The following is a 16,009-nucleotide window of genomic DNA, read 5'->3' as shown; positions in this document are numbered from 1 at the left end:
TTCCTTTACGGGAGGGAAATCAATGAACGGATCCGCGCCGCATAGTCGGCCGGATTCTCCTGATGGGCATTATGGCCGCAGTCGGCCACGCTCAGCAGCGGCAGATGCTCCCGCCGCGCCAGCGTCTGAAACTTGATGTCGCGCTCGCCGCACAGATAGCCGAACGGCACCGGCAGCCGTCGCAACGCCGCCGATAACGGCGGCTGTCGGGACAACGAAGTGGCGATCAGCATGCCGGCCACCTCCGCGCCGTCGTTGCGGCTGCGCCGCTCTATCAACGCCTGCCGCTGTGCGCAGTTCAGGTGCGCGAAAACCGGCTGCCGATACCAGTCCGCCAGTACCTGAGCCAGCGGCTCCTGCGCAAAACGGCGCGCCCAGCGGGCATCGTGCGCCGCACGCGCCTCGCGCTCCGCCGTCGTCGCCAGCCCCGGATGCCCGCCTTCCACCAGCAAACCACGCAGCCCCGGCGTCTCGCCGTGACAGGCGTGGAACATGGCGATACGGCCGCCGAGCGAATAGCCCAGCAGCCAGTAGTCGCGGATGCTCTGCTCCACCAACAGCGCGGTGAGTTGGCGGCTGACATCGTCAAAACCCTCGGCGGACTGATGGCGGGAGTCGCCGTGGCCCGGCAAATCGACCAGCAACACAGGGCGATCGTTCAGAAAAGGAAGGATGGGCCGCCAGTCTTCGCCGCTGCCCAGCAGACCGTGGAGTAAAATCAGCCACGGCTGTCCCGGTTCCCCCTGATGAAGACTGCGCGCGCGCATCACCATGTGACGACCTCGGTCAAAAGCTGTTGCAGGCACTCCGCTCCCGCTTTTGGCGATACCGACACTTCCAATAGCGTCGTCGTCGCCTGTTTAAACCCGTCTGACGCGGCATCGACGACCTCGCGCCAGTTGGTCGCCCGGGCGTAGCGCAGGCCGAACAATGCGGCGGCGTGGCTGAACGCCACCTGCTGCGGCATACAATAGAATGTCTCCCGCGCCTGCTCAGGCGTCGGCAATAAAGAGAAAATCTGGCCGCCGTTGTTATTCACCACGATCAGCACCAGCGGCGCGGGAGGATGACGCAGGAGCGCCAGCGCGTTGACGTCATAAAGTGCTGACAGATCGCCGATAACCGCCAGCATGGGCCGCCCGTTGCCGCGCTGGACGCCGGCCAGCGTCGAGACCAGGCCGTCGATGCCGCTGGCGCCCCGATTGGCGTAAACCGGATAGCCCGCGGGCAGTCGGGCCAATGCATCCACCAGGCGGATCGTCAGGCTGTTGCCCAGAAAAAGCTGTCCGTCCGCCGGCAACAACGCCGGCAGGCGGTGCGCCAGCTGCGCTTCGCCAAACCCTTCCGTTAGTCGGGCACTCACCTGCGCGCCGACGCGTTCCACGCACTCAGGCAAGGCGGCGGCCCACGGTTGGAGCGGCTCAGGCTCAGGAGGATGTGCGGTCAGCCAGTCGGCGATAGGCGCGACCAGCCGACGCCCGCAATGATGCGCCGGGTCCAGACGACCGGGCAGCGCGTCCACCAGCCAGTACTCCTGCGGCCGGATCGCCGCCTGCCACTGCAACAGCCGCTTACCGATCAAACCGGCGCCGAGCTGGATGACAATCTCGGCCTGTTGCAGACAATAAGCCTCGGGATGCGCCAGCCACAGATCCGCATGAGGCAATGGCTGGCCGGACTGGGAGAGCACATCGCCGATCAACGGCCAGCCCAGTTGACGCGCCCAGCGCGCGATGGCTTCGCCGCACTCGGCCGGTACGCGACCGGCGATGACCACGCCGCGTTTCCGACGCCACGCCGGCCAGTCAGGCTGCGCGGCGCAACACGGCGCAGATTCATCCGCCCGCAGCCACGACGACGATTCACGCCACCAGGATCCCAACGCCTGTAGCCAGATTTGATGGGCCTCCGGGTCGTCCGGGCCGTACAGAGGCTCGGCGAAAGGGCAATTGATATGCAGCGCGCCGTGCGTCAAGCGTCCCACGACATCGTCAACCGCGGAGACCAGCCAGCTTGCCGGAATGTCCGGGGTGGGTCGGGGGAGCGCCAGCGTATGCGTGGTATGAGAGGCGAACATGCCGGGTTGGCGGATGGCCTGATTTGCGCCGCAGTCGATCAGCTCCGGCGGCCGGTCGGCCGTTAGCACCACCAGCTTTTCACCGGTCAGACCGGCTTCAATGATCGCCGGATACAGGTTCGCCGCCGCCGTTCCCGACGTCACGATCACCGCCACCGTCTGCCCGGACGTCTTTGCCAGCCCCAACGCCAAGTGCCCCAGCCCACGTTCATCGAAGTGGGTATGACAGGTTAGCACCGGGTGCTCTGCCGCCGCGAGGGTCAGCGGCGTCGAGCGTGAGCCGGGCGCGATGCAGACATGGCGTATACCATGCCGGGTTAGCGTTTCCAGCAAAACTACCGCCCAGCGGCGATTAAATACACTTGTAGACATGATCGACTCAACAACTCTGGTTGCGGGTTGTAGGAATAATTATATTTTGTTTTATACAACCAACTTTGATGTAAACCCTTAGCAGGAACAACAAACATAAAACAAAACTATGACATATCGCCGTTCAGCAGCGATTTGGGACCCGCCGCCTTGTTTTCCAATTTCTGACTTTCTTGTTCTGGATCAGTTCCGGCCGCGCTCCCCGCGCCGCATCGAGGGCCGCCGAACGCCGGCTCCATTCGCGGCGGCAGATCTGAGCGTCTCGTCGCGACGTCCGGAAATCCTAATTGAAAGTGTGGGATTATACGGGTGAGACCACAGAAAAAAAACGCCGGTGGTCTTTCGGGGGAGATTGGCCGCGCCACGCGCGTCTCGGCGCGGACGCTTCTTTAGCTTGGGTGCCGCCGAGCCACTCGTGCCATAGCCTCAACCTGGCGAGACCAGCCGATAAAAGATGATTTCCCGTTGATGAAAAGCAGATCCCCTTTCGATAAAAGCCCCGAGTTATGATAAAAGTAATTTATATCTCTGATTCCAGACGTGGTCTCTGTCTCTCATGCGTTCAACCGCCAACACCCAGCCTATATCCCCTTTTTCTTCCCCGACGGACAAAGCCGTGCAAGCCGCCACCCGGATCGGTTTTTTGATCTCCGGCACGGTCGTATCGTCATGGGCTCCGCTGGTGCCTTACACCAAGCAGCGGCTGCACATCAATGACGCCACGCTCGGCATGTTGCTGCTGAGCATCGGCATCGGCTCGCTGATCTCCATGCCGCTGGCCGGATTCCTGACGGCCCGGTTTAGCTGTCGACGTGTGATTTTCGCCTCCGGCACGGCACTCTGCGTGTTGCTGCCGTTGCTGACGCTTCCCGACGCGGTTTTGTCGATGGCGCTGGTTTTGGGATGTTTGGGCGCGATGCTGGGGTTGATGGATGTCGCCATCAATGTGCAAGCCGTTGAGGTGGAACGCGCTAATCAACGGGCCCAGATGTCCAGTTTTCATGGGTTTTACAGCGTCGGAGGGATCGTCGGCGCCGGCTGCGTCAGTCTGCTGCTGTGGCTCGGACTGCCTCCTCTACCGGCCACGCTGGCGATGGCTCTGCTGGTCTGGCTGATGCTGTTTTGGTCCCAGCGCCATATGCTGCGCGCCACATCCCGCGCCAACGAGGGGCCGCTGCTGGCGGTGCCGCGGGGCCGGGTGCTGTTCATCGGCATTTTATGCTTCGTCATGTTTCTGACCGAGGGCGCAATGCTTGACTGGGGAGCGCTGTACTTAACCGCGTTCCGCGGCATCGACCCGCGTCAGGCCGGTATCGGCTTCGCGGTCTTCTCCATCACGATGACGTTGGGTCGGCTCTATGGCGATCGCCTCGTCAACCGTCTGGGCCGCTTCGCCATCGTTGCCGGCGGGAGTCTGTGCGCGGCCGCGGGATTGCTGATGACGATTACGATCGACAATCCGATCACCGCCATCGGCGGTTTTGCGCTCGTTGGTCTGGGCGCGGCCAATGTGGTGCCTATTCTGTTTTCCAGCGCCGGCAACCAGACGGTTATGCCGCCGCATCTGGCGCTGGCGTCCATTACGACCCTGGGCTACGCCGGTTCGCTGCTGGGGCCCACGCTGTTAGGATTTGTTGCCCAGATCAGCAGCCTGTCGCTGGCGCTGGGCATTATCGTTATCTTATTGCTGGCGATCTGCGCCAGCTCTCACGCCATTATCCGTTCGTCTGGAGATTGATTGAAATGCCCGCCATCATCATGCGTTATTTCTCTCTGTTCGTTTTACTGCTACTGCTGGTGTTCGGGGCGTTTAGCTATAACTATATCAATGGCTGGATGACGGGGAAGATGTATGCTCTGACCGATGTCGCTGAAAGCATGCAAAAGCGAATCGACACCTATCGCTTCTTTACCGATCAGATTTATAAAAACCTGCTCGTGGATGCCCCGCCCCCGACCGAAGGCGCGGTGAATGTCATCACGCTGGTGCCGAACGTGTTCTACGTCGAGCAGCGCGGTCAGAAAACCGATACGCTGATGTTCGGGCAGCACGAGAAAAGTACGCTCTACTCCATGCACAGGATCTCGCAATATCTGGACATTCTGTGGGGCGCGAAGACCGACGTGTTTTCGATGTACTACCTCAACGGCACCGATAACAGCCTGACGATGGTTTCCACCCAGCCGCTGAAAGACGTCTCTTCCCAGTTTCGCGGCAGCTATATCGCAGCGTTGATTGAGGCCCGCAAGGCCGAAATGCTGCAGCAGGCGAATGCACTGGACGAACGTGAAAGCTTCTCGCCTCTGCGCAAACTGCGCTTCTATAACAACTACTATTTCACCCTGCGCACGACCTTCAACCAGCCGGGGCATCTCGCGACCGTGATTGCCTTTGACCTGTCGATCAACGATTTAATCCCGCGCAACCTGGAGCGGGAAAATCTGATGCTGCGTCAGCAAACGCTGCCAATGAGCATGGAAACCGGCACGGATAACGAAACACCGACCGATGTCCGTCTGGAAGGCACGATGGTGGAAGTGTCCGCCCAGTTGACCAACGCACCGCTGAAAATGGTGTACAGCATCCCGCTGGACCGTCTGATCAGCGACATGCTGCGCAGCAATATCTGGATGATATTGCTTAATCTGGCGCTGCTGCTGATCGCATTGATGGGCTTCTACGCCTTCCGTCGCCACTTTTCCCGCCCTCGGGAAGACCTGTCATATCGACTGAAAAAACAGCAGAACATGTATACCGAAATCATCGGTCATCTACCGGTGGGCGTGCTGGTCTATGACTTCAGCACCAATAAAGTGGTGGTGGCGAACGCGCTGGCGGAACGACTGTATCCGCACCTCAGCCTGAAGAAAATCGCAACGCTAGCGGAAGAGCATCAGGGTGTGATTCAGGCCACCGTCGATAATGAGATGTATGAAGTGAGGCTGTTCTATAGCCTGTTCGTACCGGACTACTGCCTGTTCTTGCTCCGCGAACAAGAACAGGAAATCGTCATCAATAAGAAACTACAGCTGGCGCAACAGGAGTTTGACAAGAACATCGCCGTGCGTAAGCAATTGTTCCACAACCTGAGTCAGGAGTTCAAACAACCGCTCAACGCCGTGCATCAGCTCGCGCTTTCGCTGAGCAATGAGCAGACGCCGGACGAACGGCAGCAGTCGCTGCAACTACTGATTAGCGAGGCCGCCTGCGCCCTGAGCCTAATGGAAAATATCGCTCTGCAGGCACAGTTGGAAACCGACAAGTGGGATGTGGCGCACGCGCCGTTTGCGCCGCTCGCACTCGTCGACGATTTACTGTTGCCGCTATTGCCGCGCATACAGCAAAAAGGCATCAGCCTGTTCAATCATTTCCAGCTCGATATTCGGCAAACCTATCTGGGCGACAGTGAACTATTAAAGAAAACGCTTTCGTTATTAATGGATTATGCCATTACAAATACGGACTACGGCAAAATTACGCTGACGCTGAAACAGCCTGAAAAAACATCGGGACAATGGATCATACAAATTAACGATACAGGTACGGATGTTTCCGTCGAAGAACTTGATAATGAACTGCATCCGTTCGCCGCGCCGGCACTTTCCGATCGATTCAGGCAAAATTCCGGATTAACCTTATTTTTATGTCATCAGCTTTGCCACAAACTGGGCGGTCAATTGCAAATCAACCGATTGCCGGATTTAGGTACGCAATATACGCTGACGCTAAAAATGGAGCCCGTCGAACTCCAGGAAGAGGAAGAGGAAAGGCTGCTGGATGGTATTACGGTATTACTGGATATCACCACGGATGAAGTTCGGCAAATTGTTAGCCGCATGGTCAGTCAGTGGGGTGCGGACTTCGTTATTTATGACGAGCGCCTGATTGATCAGGAAACGGACCTCACGATTACGGATGACGCAGGGAAAGTCGCAGACGACACACTATTAGTAACCGGAGAAAGCACGCAGTGGGTTTCTCTGGGCAAACGGCGACTGCGCACCAGCTACAATATCAGCCAGCTGATGCTGGATGCTCTGCTGAAACTGATCGAGCAGCAGTTGGAAACGTCTACCGGCGATAACCGTCCGGCAACGGATGACGACATCGGTTTTTACGCTCGCCAACTGCGCAGCAGCGACTACTTTTCACTGTTCGTAGAGACAGTACCGGAGGATATGAACAGGCTGTATACTGAAATTCAAGATGGCGATTTTGTGTCACTGGCTCAAACAGCCCACCGGCTCAAAGGCGTGTTTGCCATGCTGAATCTGCATCCGGGCAAACAATTGTGTGAAGTCCTGGAACAACTGATAACCTCGCAGGATAGTGTGCAGATAATAAATAACCTTCAACAGATTGAACGTTTTGTCAGTGCATTACTACAGCAAGGTGGCCAACAATATGAGTAAACAACAATGAACAACATTAATGTAATTATTGCAGACGACCATCCTATCGTTCTTTTCGGCATCAGAAAATCACTGGAACAAATCGAGTGGGTGAACGTCGTTGGGGAATTTGAAGACTCAACAGCATTAATCAATAATTTACCAAAGCTCAATGCCAACGTTCTTATTACTGATTTATCCATGCCGGGGGATAAATACGGCGACGGGATCACGTTGATCAAATATATCAAGCGTCACTTTCCGCAGCTGTCGATTATTGTTCTGACCATGAACAATAACCCCGCGATTCTCAGCGCCGTACTGGAGCTGGATATCGAAGGGATCGTCCTGAAACAAGGCGCGCCGACGGATCTGCCTAAGGCATTGGCCGCATTGCAGAAAGGCAAGAAGTTCACGCCGGAAAGCGTGAGCAAAGTGTTGGAGAAAATCAGCGCCAGCGGCTATGGCGATAAACGCCTGTCGCCGAAGGAAAGCGAAGTGCTGCGTCTCTTCGCGGAAGGTTTCCTGGTGACTGAGATCGCCAGAAAGCTTAACCGCAGCATTAAGACCATCAGCAGCCAGAAGAAATCGGCTATGACCAAACTCGGGGTCGATAACGATATCGCGTTGTTGAACTACCTCTCTTCCGTCGGCGTCGCGTCAACAGAAAAAGAGTAATCTCCGATCATCCGCCGATCGTCTCGGCGGGCATTCAATGCTCAGGCTCTTCTTAGAGCCTTTTTTATTTCCCCTTCCCCTCCTCCCATCGCAAGCCCTTCCGCAACAAGCATGTACTGAGCGGAAGACGTCTGTCAGCTATCCTGGGACTGCGTGGCCTTACCCTGACGCACCAGATTGGCGTAATACGCCAGAGACTGTTGCAGCGTATTTAGCGTGACCGGTTTCGAGAGACAGTTATCCATACCGGCTTCTAAACAGCGCTGCCGCTCTTCCGCCAGCGCGTTTGCGGTCACGCCAATCACGGGCAGCGTCATCGCCATCTCCCGCATCCGGCGGGTAAAGCCGTACCCGTCCAGATTCGGCATGTTGACGTCCGTCAACACGATATCTACGGAAGATTTGCTTAGCACGTCGAGCGCGTCCAACCCATCGTTGGCCGTTATGACCTCATAGCCCAACGATCCCAACTGGTCCGCCAGCAGGCGGCGGTTAATCGGGTGGTCGTCCACGACCAGAATATGAATATCGTCATTATCGCGGCTATAGCTTACCGAAGCCGGGGCGGCGGACGCTGGCATCGGCAGCGCATCTTTACCACGGTAAATGCGTTGCAGCAGCAGCGGCAGATCCTGCGGCGCTGACGTGCTGTGCTCCCAACATCCCGGCGACACTTCCTGCGCCGATCCGGTGTGAGACCCACTGATCAGGATGTGCGCCCGCCCGCCCAGGTTCTGGCTCAACGGATAGTCGCTGATGACAATCTCATCGGCCGCTACGGTCTGTCCATGATAGTCCTGTACGTTCAGACCATGCTCTTGCAGGAACGCACGCAGGTAATTTCCCATATAGGCGTTGCGAATACGCAGCCAGGCGTTTTTCCCCTGCAATAGCGGGTTAATCACCGTCAGCGGGTACTGAGCCTGATAGAGAGGAATGCGAATGCCGAACTGGCTGCCCAGTCCCGGCGCCGACTCGATCGTGATGTCGCCGTCCATCAGGTTGACCAGTTTCTCACAAATCGCCAGCCCCAGACCGGTGCCCTGAAAATGCCGCTGCACGCCGGTTCCAGCCTGGAAGAAGGGATCGAACAATTTCATGACTTCACGCGTATTGATCCCGACGCCAGTATCCCGCACCAGAAACTCAATATACCCATCGCGACAGCGCACCTGAAAGACGATACAGCCGGTATCGGTGAACTTAATGGCGTTGCTCAGCAGGTTGGACAGCACTTGCTGCAGACGCACCGGATCGCCCAGCAGGCTCAACGGCACCTTGGGTTCGATAAAGCAATAGAGCGTCAGGCGCTTCTTGACCACCAGCGGCAGGTAGTTGCTCACTACGTGGCTGATCACTTCACGCGGAGTAAACTGGCAGTTTTCGATTTTCAACTGCTCAGACTCGATTTTGGAGAAGTCGAGAATATCGCTGATGATTTTCAACAGCAGTTCAGACGAATTGTGCATGGCCGCCACCAGCCGGTTAGCGTCTTTCGGCAGCGTCTTGGTTTGCAGCAAATCCAGGTTGCCGATGATGCCGTACAAAGGCGTGCGCAGTTCATGACTGACCGTCGCCAGGAACATGGATTTGGATTGGCTGGCCTGCTCGGCCGCGTTGGCCATTTCCTGCAGCGACTCTTCCATTCTGACGCGGGCGCTGACGTCCAGCAGTACGCAAATCGCCACGTTCTCATTACGATAGCGGGAATGCACAAAGCTGATTTGCAGATGATGGTTACGGCTGGTCAGCACATCCACGGACTTAGACTGCTGTTCGCAGATAATCTTGTTCACGCGGATACGGTCTTCGTAGGTCAGCAGGCTGAGATACTTGTGGGCCAGCTCATTACTCAGAATATTGGCGCCGTCGCTGATACGCAGGATACAGATCCCCACCGGCGCGGAGGCTACGATCTTACGATTGAACTGTTCGTTCTCCTCCAGTTGGAACGCGTTTCTTTCTGCGGGCAGAAACATGCGCTTCTCCAGCACTCGGGTAATCACAAACAGCGCGATGGCCGACAGCAGATTCAGCAACGCCATGTTCATGATCAGGGAGTTGAGCGCCGCCAGAATGACTTCCAGCGGCAGTGCGTACACCACACTCAGCGAGGTCGGCAGCAATGCCTTCTTCAGAATCAGGGCGTTGTAGTTGTTGATGTAACCGAAATAGGCGCTGACGTCCGGGTAAGGCCCATTGATATTATTGCGCGCCGCATCGCTGAACTGCATCAGCGTGCGGTTGTTTTGGTCGAGTAGTTTGACGCTGAACGGCAGATCGCTGCTCAGCATAAAATCATCCAGACGGATGGGCTGTTCAATTCCCATCACCGCCACCAGTTGGTTTTCCACATAGATGGGCATCAAGGCATAGAAGTAACCGGTTTCAGACGTCAGACCAGAACTGACCCAGAACAGGCTGTCGTCGCGGCGGGTCGACAGCTTGCTATTGCGCTGCCCCTGCAGGCGCTCCTGCACGTTTCTGACCAGACTCTCGCTGTCCAGCGACTGGTTACGGATGCCGAAATCCACCAGGCACTGCTGGCGCCGATCGACAAAGAAAATACGGTTCAGATCGTAGACGGAAGAGAAATCTTGGTGCCACTGCTCAAAAAAGTGGATGAGCGGCGTCAACTGGGAGGGGTTCTTCTCATACTCCGCGGCGCAGTTGACCGACGACGACATACCGTAAATCGAGTAGGCCTTCTCCTGCACCTCGGTAAGATGCTCCCTACTGGGACTGACCACACTCAGCCGATTGGTCGCCATATATTTTAGCTCGCGCGCCACGTCGGTAGCGCGGCGAATATATCCCAAAGACTGATCGGAGTTCAGGGTAAAAAGGTGCCTCAGTTGCGACTCGCGTTCGTTAAGCGCCTTGCTGATATAAAACAATGAGATCAGCGCTCCCAGGAGCCATAGCGCCAGAGCCAGCGCCCGGAACAAATACCGGGAAAATTTCAGAGTGGTCTGAAATGAAGCTACAAATTTCAAGGGAATACCGTCAGGTTATAGGATAGAGAACTGCCGCCGAACCGGCGGCTACCACAGTACCGATCCCGCATAAAAAAAGCCAGCGCATCACGCGCTGGCTTAGTTACCGCATGCGGAGAAACTCCTGCGGATTACTCGTCGTCCACGGCTTCATCGTCGTCGTTGTCAGATTCGTGCTCATCGCCTTCCTCTTCCAAGATCTCACCGTCGACGATACCGTCCAGCTCTTCGTCTTCCACCGGTTCGGCAACGCGCTGCAAGCCGACGACGTTTTCGTCTTCAGCAGTACGGATCAGCGTGACGCCCTGGGTGTTACGACCGACGATGCTGACCTCGGATACGCGGGTACGTACCAGCGTTCCTGCATCGGTAATCATCATAATCTGATCGGCCGTATCGACCTGCACCGCGCCGATGACCTGTCCGTTACGCTCACTCACCTTGATGGAGATAACCCCTTTAGTGGCGCGGGATTTCACCGGGTATTCGCCCACCGCAGTCCGCTTGCCGAAGCCGTTCTGCGTGACGGTCAGGATATCGCCGTCGCCGCGAGGAACAATCAGCGAGACCACACGGTCGTCATCCTGCAGGTTGATGCCGCGCACGCCGGTCGCAGTGCGCCCCATAGTACGTACCGCCTGCTCGGAGAAGCGCACGACTTTCCCTGAGGCGGAGAACAGCATGACTTCGTTGCTGCCATCCGTCAGGTCGACGCCAATCAGTTCGTCGCCGTCGTTCAGGTTAACGGCGATGATACCGGCGCTGCGCGGACGGCTGAACTCGGTCAGCGCGGTCTTCTTAACCGTACCGCTGGCCGTCGCCATAAAGATGTTTAGCCCTTCTTCGTATTCACGTACCGGCAGAATGGCGGTGATACGTTCGTTCGGCTCCAGCGGCAGCAGGTTGACGATAGGACGTCCACGGGCTCCACGGCTGGCTTCCGGCAGCTGATAGACTTTCATCCAATACAGACGCCCTCGGCTGGAGAAGCACAGGATCGTGTCGTGGGTGTTCGCCACCAGCAGACGATCGATGAAGTCCTCTTCCTTGATGCGGGCGGCGGACTTGCCGCGACCGCCACGACGCTGCGCCTCGTAGTCGGTCAGCGGCTGATACTTCACATAACCCTGATGAGACAGCGTCACGACCACATCTTCCTGGTTGATCAGATCTTCGATGTTGATGTCGGCGCTGTTTGCGGTGATTTCAGTGCGACGCGGATCGTTGTATTGTTCCTTGATCGCTTCGAGCTCTTCGCGGATCACTTCCATCAGGCGATCCGGGCTGTTCAGAATGAACAGCAGTTCGGCGATTTGCTCCAGCAACGCCTTGTATTCGTCCAGCAGCTTTTCATGTTCCAGACCGGTCAGTTTCTGCAGACGCAGATCCAGAATGGCCTGAGCCTGCTGTTCGGTCAGGTAATAGCGACCGTCGCGGATACCGAATTCCGGCTCCAGCCACTCCGGACGCGCGGCATCGTCGCCGGCGCGTTCCAGCATGGCGGCGACGGAGCCCAGCTCCCAGGCATGTGAAACCAGCGCGGCTTTCGCTTCGGCAGGCGCTGGTGCCTGACGGATCATCTCGATGATCGGGTCGATATTCGCCAGCGCAATGGCCAGACCTTCCAGAATATGGGCGCGATCGCGCGCTTTGCGCAGCTCATAAATCGTGCGGCGCGTCACCACTTCACGGCGGTGACGTACAAACGCGGACAGGATCTCTTTCAGCGTCATCAAACGAGGCTGGCCCTGATGCAGCGCCACCATGTTGATGCCGAAAGACACCTGCATCTGCGTCTGGGAGTAGAGATGGTTTAGAACCACTTCACCCACCGCATCGCGTTTGATCTCGATGACGATGCGCATCCCGTCCTTGTCGGACTCATCGCGCAGCGCGCTGATGCCTTCGATACGCTTCTCTTTTACCAACTCGGCCATCTTTTCTATCAGGCGGGCTTTGTTCACCTGATAAGGAATTTCGTGCACGATGATGGTTTCACGGCCGGTTTTCGCATCCGCTTCAACTTCGGCGCGAGCACGGATGTACACCTTGCCGCGGCCTGTGCGATACGCTTCTTCGATGCCGCGCTTACCGTTAATGATGGCGGCGGTAGGGAAATCGGGTCCCTTGATGTGCTCCATCAGCCCTTCGAGGCTGATATTTTCGTCATTGATGTAGGCCAGACAGCCGTCAATCACTTCAGACAGGTTGTGAGGAGGAATGTTGGTCGCCATCCCCACCGCGATACCGGAAGATCCGTTGACCAGCAGGTTGGGAATGCGCGTCGGCATGACATCTGGAATCTGTTCCGTGCCATCGTAGTTCGGCACGAAATCGACCGTTTCTTTATCCAGGTCGGACAGCAATTCATGGGCGATTTTCGACATGCGAACTTCGGTGTAACGCATGGCGGCAGCGGAATCTCCGTCGATCGAGCCAAAGTTACCCTGTCCATCCACCAGCATGTAACGCAGCGAGAATGGCTGGGCCATACGCACGATGGTGTCATAAACCGCACTGTCACCGTGGGGGTGGTATTTACCGATGACGTCCCCGACCACACGGGCCGATTTTTTATAAGGTTTGTTCCAGTCATTCCCGAGTACGTTCATCGCGAACAGTACGCGACGGTGTACCGGCTTCAGGCCATCGCGAACATCCGGCAACGCACGTCCGACGATCACAGACATGGCATAGTCCAGATACGAGCTTTTCAGCTCCTCTTCGATGTTAACCGGTGTAATTTCTCTGGCAAGGTCGCTCATGGAGCCGCTATCCCTCTATTAATGCATCTACCCGAGTTCAAAAGGTGAAAAAGTATATCACAAAGCGGCGTTTCGGGGAAAACTCCGCACCCCGCGCCGGGTTGTACCGCCGGGCCAGGATGCTGATTTTTGTGGCCCGGGCCGACGCGCGCCTGTCCACGGATGTCGACTTGACTACAACAACCGCAGCAGGCCGGATATACTCACTAACAGCGAAAAATGACGATAAGGTAGACATGTACATGAAGGCTGATTCCTATACCCAAAACGTCGACCACGACGAAATCGCCAAATTTGAAGCCGTCGCCTCCCGCTGGTGGGACCTGGAAGGCGAATTCAAACCTCTACACCGCATTAATCCGCTGCGTCTGGGCTATATCTCCCGCCACACCGAAGGCCTGTTTGGCAAGAAAATCCTGGATGTGGGCTGCGGGGGCGGTATTTTGTCCGAAAGCATGGCGCGCGAAGGCGCTCAGGTCACGGGGCTGGACATGGGGAGCGAACCCCTGCAGGTTGCGCGCCTTCACGCTCTGGAAAGCGGGGTCGACGTACATTACGTGCAGGAAACCGTAGAGGCTCATGCCGAGGCTCACGCCGGCGAATACGACGTGGTGACCTGCATGGAAATGCTCGAACATGTGCCCGACCCGCGTTCCGTCATCGAAGCCTGCGCCCGTTTGGTCAAACCCGGAGGACAGGTGTTTTTCTCCACGATCAACCGCAACGCCAAAGCGTGGCTGATGATGATAGTCGGTGCCGAATATGTCGCGAACATGGTGCCGCGAGGAACGCACGATATCAAAAAGTTTATACGCCCTGCCGAACTGCTGGGATGGCTTGATTCGACGCCATTGCGGGAAAAGCACATCACTGGGCTGCGCTATAATCCGCTGTTCGACACATTCAGCCTGGGCGGGAGTATAGATGTCAACTATATGCTGCATGCTCAACGTGAAAACGCCGAATAAGCTGACGAGCCACGCCAGGCGTTTGAGTTCTCCTCGTTCCTTCCGCATCGAATACGCTCTCATCATCGATTCGGGAGGACGGCGTAACAGAGGGAGAAACCACATTGTCCGCCCTGTTCCTGTCTGACTATTGCTTTCCAACTTGCCGCTGACACTGTCACTCCTCCTCTTTGGCTGATGGTGACGCCATCATTTGGTCGGGGACGAGGCAAAACCATCGCTGACTTGATGTCTGTCCACCACAGATGAATAAGATGCCGCCTTTGATGTTAAGAATTTCTATATTTCAGTGCGGTAAAAGTATTTTCGATATTTTAATTATTTCTTCCAGATTATTCCTAAAAAGCCACTCATCTTTTTTTATTTGATATTTTAGCCCAAGCACTTACCCAGGTCACAAGGGCGGAAAAAACCGCCCCTGAATACAGCCCAAATAATAACAATCGATAGACTTAATGTAACCACACTAAATAATCGATGAGTATAAAATCGTTGCCGAAATAGCGTAGCTACAACAATTCATTTTTCGGCGCAGAGATTACTTTGCGTTACACGTGGCACCGGAGAGGAAATTACCCCCTGGAGTTTCGCGGAATCATTTTAGAATCGGCCGTTTCTATTTTCGTTACTCCCTTTATTGCTATGCCCTGATGACTTTCCGCTGGAGCTACCCTGCGAAGGGCTGCTGCTGCGGCTGGTCGCCGAGCTGGATGCCAACACCCACTGAGGCTGATGGCCGGACGTTGCGGCATGGCTATCGCTATTCACAGGACCCGGATAAATATTTTCGGTACCTGAATAGGCGCTTAATGACGCCATTGATATTACCAAACCAGTAATAGAACTCAGTAAAATAGAGACTTTTCTATATTGCATATTGAATTTTCCTTATTCGTGTATTTAATGAAACCATTTAAACATTAACCCAATACGATAATATTAAAAAATAAACATAATGTAATAAATGTAACGCAATATGATAAAAGCAAACGCCACGCATTTATTTTTACTGAGATAGTTATAGTACAATATTATTATTCGGTGCATTTTTATGGAAAAATATATAGACAAAAATAAAGCTACGCCTTTATTTATACCTTTCACAAAAACCTAAAAATAACATTTAAAATAAAACCCTTTCTTGAAAGGGTATAAAACAATAAACATTTTTAATACATTATATCAATAGAGATCGCTGCACCGAATGCCATTCCGGACATTTGCCAGACGACGCAACTAACCGCGCGCCATCTCATTTCTCTATGACGGCGGTTTTAGCGCGCATACGGCCGTCTCAGCCCCCCGCGCCTTGCCGTCCCCGGCTCGGCACACGTTCACCGCAGATGGCAAAGCCGGGAGCGCTATGACAATAGGATGACATTGCAGCTAAAAAGGCCTGATCCGTTGAGAAGACGTCAGAAGAAATGAAGATGCGCTTGCGTGGCCGCCCCTTCCGGCAGCCAAATAGCCAAAAATGTGACCAGATCAAGAAGTCACTTTTTGTGTTCGAATAAGAATCCAGCAGTCGATCAATTTTTTTTCTTACTGGCGTAAAAGGTTGACATGAAACAAAGCCGCATCGCGTCTGGGATCGGCTGGTTTCACTCCATTCCAACTCAATGTCCGGGTCAAAATCTGCACGATGCACTTACTTGCATTAACATGTATTTCTCACTATCTTGTTATCAAAACCAACCCAGCCCCCTATATATAGTGTTTATCTTATGTATCAAACACTATTTTCAGCATGCAAAAATGCAG

8 protein-coding genes are annotated in these 16,009 nt (G+C 55.4%); 4 read left to right on the top strand and 4 right to left on the bottom strand.

Going from position 1 to position 16,009, the window contains the following annotated elements:
* Positions 1-5 precede the first annotated feature (5 nt).
* Positions 6-767 carry a 2-succinyl-6-hydroxy-2,4-cyclohexadiene-1-carboxylate synthase gene (gene menH / locus I6N93_RS05035; RefSeq protein ID WP_085687144.1) on the bottom strand — a complete coding sequence of 254 codons (762 nt, stop codon included), beginning with the start codon at positions 765-767 and terminating at the stop codon, positions 6-8.
* On the bottom strand, positions 767-2,449 hold the full coding sequence (gene menD / locus I6N93_RS05030) for a 2-succinyl-5-enolpyruvyl-6-hydroxy-3-cyclohexene-1-carboxylic-acid synthase (RefSeq protein ID WP_085687108.1): 1,683 nt from the start codon (positions 2,447-2,449) through the stop codon (positions 767-769). The genes menH and menD overlap by 1 nt, the downstream gene beginning before the upstream one ends.
* Positions 2,450-3,005: 556 nt before the next feature.
* Here menD and I6N93_RS05025 point away from each other — a divergent pair.
* The 3 genes from I6N93_RS05025 to rcsB are packed head-to-tail and all read left to right on the top strand — an operon-like array spanning position 3,006 to position 7,519.
* Positions 3,006-4,187, top strand: coding sequence for an MFS transporter (locus I6N93_RS05025; RefSeq protein ID WP_085687110.1), 1,182 nt, complete (start codon positions 3,006-3,008; stop codon positions 4,185-4,187).
* Positions 4,188-4,192: 5 nt separating this feature from the next.
* Positions 4,193-6,862, top strand: a complete 2,670-nt coding sequence (gene rcsD, locus I6N93_RS05020; RefSeq protein WP_085687111.1) for a phosphotransferase RcsD — start codon at positions 4,193-4,195, stop codon at positions 6,860-6,862.
* Positions 6,863-6,868: 6 nt separating this feature from the next.
* The gene (rcsB, locus tag I6N93_RS05015) at positions 6,869-7,519 is read left to right on the top strand and encodes a response regulator transcription factor RcsB (RefSeq protein WP_026738877.1); all 651 of its coding nucleotides are present in this window, start codon (positions 6,869-6,871) and stop codon (positions 7,517-7,519) included.
* Between the two features lie 134 nt (positions 7,520-7,653).
* Here rcsB and rcsC read toward each other — a convergent pair whose 3' ends face one another.
* Both rcsC and gyrA read right to left on the bottom strand, forming a co-directional pair.
* Positions 7,654-10,515: a two-component system sensor histidine kinase RcsC gene (gene rcsC, locus I6N93_RS05010; RefSeq protein ID WP_085687113.1), complete on the bottom strand. Its 2,862-nt coding sequence runs from the start codon at positions 10,513-10,515 to the stop codon at positions 7,654-7,656.
* Positions 10,516-10,646: 131 nt separating this feature from the next.
* Entirely contained in the window at positions 10,647-13,280 is a 2,634-nt protein-coding gene (gene gyrA, locus I6N93_RS05005) for a DNA topoisomerase (ATP-hydrolyzing) subunit A (protein ID WP_085687115.1), read from the bottom strand.
* Positions 13,281-13,522: 242 nt separating this feature from the next.
* Between gyrA and ubiG the strand changes: the two genes are divergently transcribed.
* Positions 13,523-14,248, top strand: coding sequence for a bifunctional 2-polyprenyl-6-hydroxyphenol methylase/3-demethylubiquinol 3-O-methyltransferase UbiG (ubiG, locus tag I6N93_RS05000; RefSeq protein ID WP_085687119.1), 726 nt, complete (start codon positions 13,523-13,525; stop codon positions 14,246-14,248).
* The last annotated feature ends 1,761 nt before the right edge of the window (positions 14,249-16,009 follow it).

Source organism: Lonsdalea populi, assembly GCF_015999465.1.
GTDB classification, from domain to species: Bacteria; Pseudomonadota; Gammaproteobacteria; order Enterobacterales; family Enterobacteriaceae; genus Lonsdalea; species Lonsdalea populi.
Note: the sequence above shows the minus strand (reverse complement) of the source record. Positions and strands in the feature narration are given on the sequence as shown.

Coding starts and splice junctions, on each gene's coding strand:
- menH (WP_085687144.1), bottom strand. CDS start 767: ATGCGCGCGCGCAGTCTTCATCAGGGGGAACCGGGACAGCCGTGGCTG.
- menD (WP_085687108.1), bottom strand. CDS start 2,449: ATGTCTACAAGTGTATTTAATCGCCGCTGGGCGGTAGTTTTGCTGGAA.
- I6N93_RS05025 (WP_085687110.1), top strand. CDS start 3,006: ATGCGTTCAACCGCCAACACCCAGCCTATATCCCCTTTTTCTTCCCCG.
- rcsD (WP_085687111.1), top strand. CDS start 4,193: ATGCCCGCCATCATCATGCGTTATTTCTCTCTGTTCGTTTTACTGCTA.
- rcsB (WP_026738877.1), top strand. CDS start 6,869: ATGAACAACATTAATGTAATTATTGCAGACGACCATCCTATCGTTCTT.
- gyrA (WP_085687115.1), bottom strand. CDS start 13,280: ATGAGCGACCTTGCCAGAGAAATTACACCGGTTAACATCGAAGAGGAG.
- ubiG (WP_085687119.1), top strand. CDS start 13,523: ATGAAGGCTGATTCCTATACCCAAAACGTCGACCACGACGAAATCGCC.